Annotated in this window: 6 protein-coding genes and 1 pseudogene; 5 read left to right on the forward strand and 2 right to left on the reverse strand. The window is 57.3% G+C overall.

What is annotated here, in order from left to right:
- The 3 genes from NKI95_RS33800 to NKI95_RS33810 form a co-directional block, all read left to right on the forward strand.
- Positions 1 to 754 (forward strand): transporter substrate-binding domain-containing protein (locus NKI95_RS33800; protein ID WP_352722176.1); only part of this gene is annotated, 754 nt, incomplete at its 5' end.
- A 59-nt stretch (positions 755 to 813) separates the two neighbouring features.
- A complete protein-coding gene (locus NKI95_RS33805) occupies positions 814 to 1,530 on the forward strand; it encodes an amino acid ABC transporter permease (RefSeq protein ID WP_352454993.1) in 717 nt (238 codons plus the stop codon).
- Between the two features lie 18 nt (positions 1,531 to 1,548).
- Positions 1,549 to 2,241, forward strand: coding sequence for an amino acid ABC transporter permease (locus tag NKI95_RS33810; protein WP_352722178.1), 693 nt, complete (start codon positions 1,549 to 1,551; stop codon positions 2,239 to 2,241).
- Between the two features lie 191 nt (positions 2,242 to 2,432).
- On the opposite strand, the gene NKI95_RS33815 is transcribed toward NKI95_RS33810, so the two are convergent.
- Positions 2,433 to 2,915: an Lrp/AsnC family transcriptional regulator gene (locus tag NKI95_RS33815; RefSeq protein ID WP_352722180.1), complete on the reverse strand. Its 483-nt coding sequence runs from the start codon at positions 2,913 to 2,915 to the stop codon at positions 2,433 to 2,435.
- Between the two features lie 98 nt (positions 2,916 to 3,013).
- Here NKI95_RS33815 and NKI95_RS33820 point away from each other — a divergent pair, with 98 nt between their 5' ends.
- Together NKI95_RS33820 and NKI95_RS33825 are read left to right on the forward strand one after the other, a co-directional pair.
- Complete coding sequence (locus tag NKI95_RS33820; protein ID WP_502909291.1) at positions 3,014 to 4,510, forward strand: aminotransferase class V-fold PLP-dependent enzyme; 1,497 nt, start codon at positions 3,014 to 3,016, stop codon at positions 4,508 to 4,510.
- Positions 4,497 to 5,376: pseudogene (locus NKI95_RS33825) on the forward strand (MBL fold metallo-hydrolase). Before NKI95_RS33820 ends, NKI95_RS33825 begins: the two are co-directional and overlap by 14 nt.
- 875 nt (positions 5,377 to 6,251) lie before the next feature.
- Here the strand turns inward: NKI95_RS33825 and NKI95_RS33830 are convergent.
- The coding region (locus NKI95_RS33830) for a hypothetical protein (RefSeq protein WP_352722184.1) at positions 6,252 to 6,664 on the reverse strand (413 nt) is incomplete at its 5' end.

Raw genomic sequence — 6,664 nt, forward strand, 5'->3', positions numbered from 1 at the left:
AACCGCAGGGATCAGCTATGGTCAGACCGTTCGCACGATCAAGATCGCGACGTCTGCCGAATCCAAGCCGCTGGCATGGGGCGCGCTCGGCGTCGAGCCGCAAGGGTATGAACCCGATCTGCTGAGGGCGATCAACGCAAAGCTGCCGCAATACAAGTTCGAAATGGAAGGTGTCTCCGACATCGCGCAGGAAACCGGCCTGGCCACTGGTAAATACGACATCGCGGTCGGTGGTTACTACAAGTCGCCCGAGCGCGCCAAGCAGTTCTTCATTCCGGAAAACCCCATGGGCGCCAGCCTGATGAAGATCTACAGCAAAAAGGGCAGCGGCATCAAGGAAATGAAAGACCTGGTCGGCAAGAGGATCGTTCCGACCACGGCTGGCGGCGGCACCTATAAGTTCATCATGAACTGGCAAAAAGAAAATCCGCAATACAAGCTTGACGTGACGGCGTCGAGCGCCGGAATCCCGTATCCAAACCGTTTGGATGAGGTCCAGAACGGCAAGTTCGACGCGCTGGTCCTGCCTTCAAATCTTGGTGAGCAGACCGTCATCGATGAAAAGAAGCTCGATATCGTGGCGTCCGATCCGGTCTTCAGCAACAACACCTACATGCTTATTCACAGGTCAGATGAGAACAAGGCTCTGGTCGATGACGTGAACAAAGTTCTCAAGGAGTTGAAAGACGACGGCACGATCGAAAAGCTATCGCAGAAGTGGTTTGGCGAAGGCATCGTCAAGTATATGAAATGATGTGATCTGAGTAGATATCGTCAGCGGCAAGGCTGAATTGCAAGAAGGAGTGTTTCAAAGTGGATGTTTCTGCTATGATTCCCGAGTTGCTCTCGGCATTGCCGCTGACGCTCGCTATCACGTTTACCGCCATGTTGGTCGGCTTTTGCTTGGCGCTCGTTGCGACAACATTGCGGATTCGCAGGATACCAGTGGTCAGCCACCTCACCGACCTCTACGTGTCCTATGCCCGCAGCGTTCCCGTCGTCCTCCAGTTGTTCGTCGCGTTCTACGGGCTCCCCCTATTGGTGGCGCTGTTCGGCTCCGCAGATTTCTTCTCGCCGACGATCGCTGCGATGGTCGGACTGAGCTTTTACCATGGCGGCTATCTGTCGGAAGTCCTGCGGCCCGCATACCTGGCCGTCGATCGCGGCCAGCATGATGCAGCCGACAGTCTCGGATATACCTTTCGCCAGAAGATCACCCGCATCGTGGGCCCGCAAGCGGTGCACTTCGCATTGCCGGGCTATGGAAACTCCATCATCTACCTGATCCATAACGTTGCGCTGGTCATGTACATTGGGGCGGCCGACGTGATGGCGACCGCGCACTTGATCATGGAGCGCGACTATAACCAGTACCAGTTCGAAACATACCTCGTCCTGGCTGTCGTCTATGCGCTGATGTGCCTGATTGCCTGGTTCATCGTGCACTTGTTCGAGCTTCGATCACCGATGCAGGCGCCTGAGGCCACGACAACAGCTCAGATCAAGAACGCGGCCATCGCCAGCGTCTGACCTAAAGGGTATTCAACCATGTTCGAGACCGATATTTTGCTCCAGGACACCCAGGAAATTCTGGGCGCCGTACCTGTAACGCTTGGAATGGCGCTCACGATTTTCGTCTTGTCGACGATAGTCGGCAGTATTTTCGCACTCGTCGAATATAGACGAGTTCCGGTGCTGCGAGAGCTCATCATGGCTTACAAGATCGTCTTCAAGGGCGTTCCGATGGTCATCGTGATTTTCCTCGCCTATTTCGGTCTGCCGCCGGCATTCCAGTTCCTGCTCTCGTTGCTAGGGGTCAACTTCAACGCCCATGAAACACCCAACTCGGTCATCCTTGTTATTGCGGTGACAGGCTGTATCGCTGCGTTCCAATCCGAGATTATCAAGGGAGCCCTGAACGCCTTCGACACCGGTCAATCAGACGCCGCCCATTCGCTTGGCTATACGAACGGCCAACTGTTTCGACGGATTCTGTTTCCCCAGGTGGCTCTCACGGCAATTCCCGACCTGACAACCTCGATGATGGTCATCATGAAGGCGCTTTCTCTCGGATTCGCCATCGAGGTTGTCGATATCTTCGCCCAGTCCCAGCTGACCGCCGCGCTGAACTACTACTACCTCGAAGCCTTCGTGATTGCCGTCGTGATCTACATGGTGATTGCCTATATCGTCACCCAGATTGCCGACAGGCTGGAGCAAGCCCTTAGGGTACGGACCTGAGCGAAGCGTCATCAGGACCCGCGCAGCAAGGGCGGAGGAACTCAAGGCTCAGTTGAGGCCTGCAAACAGCTGATGGGGCGAACTCGCAGCCAGACCTGCGGGCTCATGTAATCGACACCTCACCCTGGTGGGTGCCACGGTCGACGGCTTGGCGACGATGAAGGGCGAAGTGTCCAACAGCAGGCGCCGCATTATCGCAGATTGGTCAGATCCACTGGACGATTGTTGATGATCGCTTCCATGGAAAAGAAGCCTGTCACCGTAGCCAGGTCGAAGTTCGTGATCAGTTTCTGGTAGAACGCATCGTAGCCGGACATGCCTTGTGTCACGACCTTGATCAGATAGTCCCAGTCCCCTCCGATCCGATAGAAATCGATCACCTCCGGCAACCGTTCAACATGGGCACGGAACGCCTCACTCCACTCCTTGGAATGGTGGCGAGTGCGGACCATTACGAAAACCGTCAGGTCGAGCCCCAGCGCTCGCAGATCGATATTGCTGTGCGACCCGCGGATAACACCTAGCGACTGCAGGCGCTGGATCCGCCGCCAGCACGCGTTCTGGGACAGGCCGACCCTCTCCGCCAAATCTCGCTGCGAAAGGCTTGCATCGATCTGCATGGCCGTCAAAATCTTCATATCAAATGCATCGATTTTCGCCAGATTTTCGATCATATGACACGCTCTTTGCAAGAAATTGCAGAAAATAGGTGAATTTTTCGAGCCTGGAGCAGGCTACAATCCGAGTCAATATCCGAGCCGGGAGACTGACCGTGCAAGCAGTTCGCCCAACGACGAGGCAGACCGAGACCCCTCTGTCAAAGTTCCGCCAGGGGTTGAAAAAGGCTGACGTGACCGCCGACCTCCGGGATGGGCTTGTGGGATCGACGGCGAAAATCGAGGGTCCCTACGGGCCAAAGGACCTGGTGTACGCCGACTATGTCGCGTCAGGCCGCGCACTCCGTCAGATCGAGCGCTTTGTGCTTGAGGAGGTCCTGCCGTACTACGCCAACAGCCACACGGAAGCCTCGTATTGCGGAGGCTTCATGACCCGCATGCGTCGGGAAGCGCGCGCCCTGATCGGTCAATTCTGCGGGGCCACCGAACGGCATGCTGTGATCTTCACCGGCTCCGGCGCTACGTCGGGGATCAACCGCCTCGTCAAGCTATTCGGCGTCGCTGAAGCCGTGGCAGCGGGCAAGCGCGCTCGGATCATTATCGGTCCCTATGAGCATCATTCCAACATTCTGCCCTGGCGCGAGAGCGGGGCAGAAATCGTGGAAATCGCTGAGCATCCGTCTGGCGGGCCGGACCTGTCTCAGCTCAAGGACGCGGTTGGCGGGGGGTCGTCAGATCTGACGATATGCTCGATGTCCGCGGCCTCGAACGTCACGGGCATCACCAGCGATGTCGCGGCCATCACCGCGATCGTGAAGGCCGCTGGCGCAAAGATGATCTGGGACTATGCCGGGGCGGGTCCTTACCTGCCGATTTCCATGTCGCCCGCCCCTGATGCCCAGATCGACGCGATAGTTGTTTCGCCCCACAAGTTCCTCGGGGGTCCCGGCGCCTCCGGCATCTTGATCGTTCGACGCGACGGACCTTCGACGAAAACGCCGTCGTGGCCAGGTGGCGGGACGGTGAAGTTTGTCTCCCCGAAGACACACGATTACAGCGACAGCCTGGAATCCCGCGAGGAAGCCGGCACGCCGAACGTGATTGGCGACATACGAGCCGCGCTGGCCTTCATCGTCAAAGATGCGATCGGACTCGACGCGATGACAGCGCGCAATCGCGAGCTGGCGCGTCGTGCTTTTCGCGCATGGAAAGCCCTGCCGCGGCTGGAGCTCCTCGGTCTATCGGATCCTGAGCGGCTTCCGATCTTTTCCTTCCGGATCAAAAACGGAAAGGACGGCTACGTCCACCAGCAGTTGATCACGCGCATGCTAAGCGACCGGTTCGGGATCCAGGCGCGCGGTGGCTGCGCCTGCGCCGGCCCGTATGTCCACAGACTGCTGTCGATCGACGACGAACAGTCCGAGGAAATCAGGCAAGCCATTCTCTCCGGCGACGAAATGAAAAAGCCGGGATTCACCCGGCTGAATTTCAGCGTTCTGCTGCCGGACGAGAAGGTGCAGTTCATACTCGATGCCGTGGCGCAGATTGCGTCCGACGCAACGGACTTCGAGCATGACTACGACCTCGATCCTGGCCGGGCGATCTTCTTCCCGCGAGCCGCAGTCGAGGGCATTGCCCATGCAGCAGCCTGAAGTCGCCGGGTTCTATGATGCACGGACGGGCAGCATCCAATATGTCGTTGCATGCCCGAGTTCACGAAGATGCGCCATAATCGACCCTGTACTCAATTTCGACGAAAAGTCTGGCTCGACAGCAACGACAAATGCGGACGCGATCCTCGACTACATCAACAGCCACAATCTGAAGCTCGAGTGGATCCTGGACACCCATTCGCATGCGGATCACTTTTCGGCCGCGCGTTATCTCAAGGCAAGGACCGGTGCGCCGATTGCAATCGGCGAGCGGGTGAAGGAAGTGCAGCAGATCTGGCAGCAGATCTACAATTGGCCCGATCTCGCATACGACGGCTCACAATGGGATCGGCTGTTTTGCGACGGCGATAGCTTTAACATCGGCGAGCTAGAAGCGCGCGTCATGCACTCGCCAGGCCACACCTTGGCGTCGATCAGCTATGTCATCGGGGACGCCGCGTTCATTCACGACACACTTTTCATGCCAGATAGCGGCTCCGCCCGCGCGGATTTCCCGGGTGGCAGTGCAGCTGATCTGTGGCAGTCCATCCAGAACATTTTGAGCCTACCCGGCGAGACCCGTCTCTTTGCCGGTCACGACTACAGGCCGGGAGGGCGCCCAGGCTCTGTGGGAGAGTTCGGTGGCGGAGCAGAAAGAGAAAAACAAGCACGTCGCCGGTCAATCTCGGAGTGCGTTCATCAGGCTTCGAGAGGCGCGAGACAGGGCATTGCCGATGCCAAGGCTCATGTTGCATGCCCTCCAGGTCAATATTCGCGGAGGAGAGCTGCCTCAGGTCGAGGAAAATGGCCTGCGTTATCTGAAAATCCCGCTCAACGCGCTGCCAGCATCGGTCTGGGGTCAGTGAAGAGTTGGAAGGGCTCCCTCCAGCAGCTTCAGCTCACGATCGGTTCAGGATTGCGCCGGATACACGCTCGTCCGAATTGGCGCAGGCGGGTCGATCCTCGCCACGTACGTCGTCGGGATGAACAATCCTCGGAGCGCTCTCGGAGGTGATCGCGGTAAGCAATTGCGGTGGCGCGCCTGCAACACTATTATCGATCATGTTCTGAGGAGGTATCTCGGATGTGGAATAGGATCGCCAAGCTTCGGTTATCGAGCCGCACCTGGGAGGCAATTCTTTTGGGGATGAAAAGCTTGAGGCGGACCTCAAATAGCCGATGTATGTACTGGTGATTTGACGCGATTCCATAGACAGCATCGTTGGCGCCACCAGATTTTCGCGTACAGCTTCGGGATTGCGCCCGGCCGCGGGCCATCACGCACCACTTCACGGCACGTCGTTCAGATTTGTGTAGTGCTTCAGTTTTACGAAATCGAAGTTCCATAAGATAGATTACGCGACTTTCATCAGACGAAGTTGACATTTCTAAGTATCCCACGTATGCCTGACACTCGCTGCAAGTCTTCTGGTTATCGAGAGGCAAGCAGATCAGTTCTACATCAGTAACTCCTACTCGACGTTCCGTTTCAGGAGATCATTTTTACTTAAGATCGTCTCATCGTCTAATGAAACCGGACGGGATGACCCACTTTTTCTGGAACGCCCGGGGGTCGGCGTCCCAGGTCAGACCATCGGCTTCGCTCGCCTGCTCTCTCGGCGCACTCACTTGTGCGGCATGCAATAGACGCCCTCAGATTCCATGAGTACCGCGCCGCCCTTCAACTCACTCAGTGCGCCGACCCACGCTTTCGAATAAGTGCGGCTGGCATCCACGGCCGTCAGCCAAAGACGCGATTGTCGGCCAGTTCGACTTTAGCTTCCTGCTGCAAAGGACTTGCCTGCACGGTCTGTTGATAGTGGCGTTTGATCCTGACATTGCTGGCCGGGAACTCAGCTTCGTTGCTGCCGTAGTTCAGCACAAAACCAGTGTGCTCCTCAGCCACTGAGCAACCGCCATCACGCTCACACACGATTTTGGCAGCCGTCCTGCAGTCCCATTTCAGTGAAGCGGGCCACATAGGATTGTCCACGCTTGATCGCGGCTTGTCGCTCTGACCAGCCGCCGTCAACACTGCGCCTGTGTTCAAAATCACAGTGGACAGGAGAAGCGTAAGCGCTATTTTCGCTGCACGTTGACGCGAGCGCTTTCGACGGATGGCCTTCGAATCGGGAACGGTATCTGGTCTGATCA

Source organism: Mesorhizobium sp. M0306 (genome assembly GCF_040321655.1).
Lineage (GTDB): Bacteria > Pseudomonadota > Alphaproteobacteria > Rhizobiales > Rhizobiaceae > Mesorhizobium.

Bases quoted from the DNA above. Each gene is read 5' to 3' on its own strand.
- NKI95_RS33815 (WP_352722180.1), bottom strand. From the start codon at position 2,915: ATGATCGAAAATCTGGCGAAAATCGATGCATTTGATATGAAGATTTTG.
- NKI95_RS33810 (WP_352722178.1), top strand. From the start codon at position 1,549: ATGTTCGAGACCGATATTTTGCTCCAGGACACCCAGGAAATTCTGGGC.